The organism is Micrococcus sp. KRD070, assembly GCF_017168435.1.
Taxonomy (GTDB): domain Bacteria; phylum Actinomycetota; class Actinomycetes; order Actinomycetales; family Micrococcaceae; genus Micrococcus; species Micrococcus luteus.
The window spans coordinates 1-287 of sequence record NZ_JABFNH010000052.1 but is presented as its reverse complement, the minus strand read 5'-3'; the positions used below and the strand labels follow the sequence as shown (position 1 = coordinate 287).

Annotated in this window: 1 pseudogene; it reads right to left on the bottom strand. The window is 70.0% G+C overall.

The annotated features are described in order from the left end of the window. Positions 1 to 124 precede the first annotated feature (124 nt). A pseudogene (locus J1M38_RS11630) lies at positions 125 to 287 on the bottom strand (IS3 family transposase); the annotation flags it as partial.

Here is a 287-nt window from a genome sequence, read left to right as displayed (position 1 = left end):
CGGACGACCTGCTCGGGGGTGTGACGCTTCCTGCTGTTCGTCATGATCTGACCAGTCTCCCTGCCCGCGACCGCGGGCAACAGGACGACTCTCATAACGACTGGACCTACGAAACGGGGTCAGCCCACAGGCCGGTGCGGGTGCCGGCCCAGTCGACCACCGCCTCGCTGATGAACTCCGGCCCGTTGTCCGACCTGAGCACCGCCGGGGCGCCCCGGGCGGCGACGAGGTCCTCGAGGTGGGCGGTGAGTCGGTCGGCGGTAATCGAGCGCTCCACGAGCCCGCCG